The following is a 1,322-nucleotide window of genomic DNA, read 5'->3' as shown; positions in this document are numbered from 1 at the left end:
GAACCTGAGATTTAGGGGAGGGGCTTAAGATGGATATGCAAGAGATTTCCGCGCGCGGGCTGGTGCTGCTGGGCTGCGGCAAGATGGGATCGGCGATGCTGGCCGGATGGCTGGAGGGCGGATTGCCTGCCTCCTCAGTCTGGGTGATTGACCCGCACCCATCGGACTGGCTGCAGGGCACTGGTGTTCACATCAACGCAGAACTGCCAGCGGCGCCTGGCATCGTGCTGATTGCCGTGAAGCCGCAGATGATGGGCGCGGCGCTGCCCACACTGCAGAGCTACGGCAACGGTTCCACCCTATTCATTTCGGTTGCGGCGGGCACCTCGATCGCGACCTTTGAGGGCGTTCTGGGCGCGCAGTCGCGGATTGTGCGGGCGATGCCGAACACCCCCGCTGCCGTAGGGCGCGGAATTACCGCGCTGATCGGCAACACCCATACCAGTGATGCGGATATCGAGCGCGCCGAGGGGCTGTTGCAGGCCGTCGGCCAGACGGTGCGGCTGGACAATGAGGGTCAGTTGGATGCCGTCACCGGGGTCAGCGGTTCCGGCCCTGCCTATGTGTTCCACCTGATCGAGACCTTGGCCACGGCGGGCGAGGCGCAGGGCCTCCCGGCGGAGCTGGCGATGCAGCTGGCCAAGGCGACCGTTGCGGGCGCCGGCGCGCTGGCGGAGGCGGCGGAGGAAAGCGCCAGCCAACTGCGCATCAATGTGACCAGCCCGAACGGCACCACTCAGGCAGCTTTGGAAGTGCTGATGGATGATGACGATGGTTTCCCTGCGCTGCTGAACCGCGCAGTGGCTGCTGCCACGGAACGTTCAAAGGAGCTGTCGCGTGGCTGAGATCAAATTCGATGATTTTATGAAGGTCGACATCCGCGTGGGCGAAGTCGTACGCGCGGAGCCGTTTCCCAAGGCGCGCAAGCCGGCAATCAAGCTCTGGGTCGATTTCGGGGCTGAAATCGGCGTAAAAAAGAGCTCAGCGCAGATTACGGCGCATTACATGCCGGATACGCTGGTGGGCAAGCAGGTTCTGGCCGTCGTAAACTTCCCGCCGCGGCAGATCGGCACGTTCATGTCAGAGATCCTGGTTCTGGGCCTGCCGGATGAAAACGGAGAGATATTTCTGGCCGGACCTGATGGAAAGGTCCCGCTGGGCGGGAGGATGCACTGAAATGAAAATCTGGATTGCGCGGCCGATGACGGCAGCGGTCACGGCACGGGCGCGGGAGGCGTTTGGTGACCTGGAAATCCGCGAGACCAACGCGGTACTGAGCGAGGCGGAGATGCTGCGCGCGCTGGCGGAGTTCGACATTGTTG

The 1,322-nt window shown here is 63.2% G+C and carries 2 protein-coding genes; both read left to right on the top strand.

Going from position 1 to position 1,322, the window contains the following annotated elements; translation table 11 throughout:
- Positions 1-29 precede the first annotated feature (29 nt).
- Positions 30-845 carry a pyrroline-5-carboxylate reductase gene (proC, locus tag A2I95_RS38730; protein WP_291737698.1) on the top strand — a complete coding sequence of 272 codons (816 nt, stop codon included), beginning with the start codon at positions 30-32 and terminating at the stop codon, positions 843-845.
- Positions 838-1,176, top strand: a complete 339-nt coding sequence (locus A2I95_RS38725; RefSeq protein ID WP_291737697.1) for a tRNA-binding protein — start codon at positions 838-840, stop codon at positions 1,174-1,176. The genes proC and A2I95_RS38725 overlap by 8 nt, the downstream gene beginning before the upstream one ends.
- Positions 1,177-1,322: the final 146 nt, after the last annotated feature.

It is taken from the genome of Leisingera sp. F5 (genome assembly GCF_001593695.1).
The sequence above is the reverse complement of the archived record's forward strand: the minus strand, read 5'-3'. Positions and strand labels throughout refer to the sequence as shown.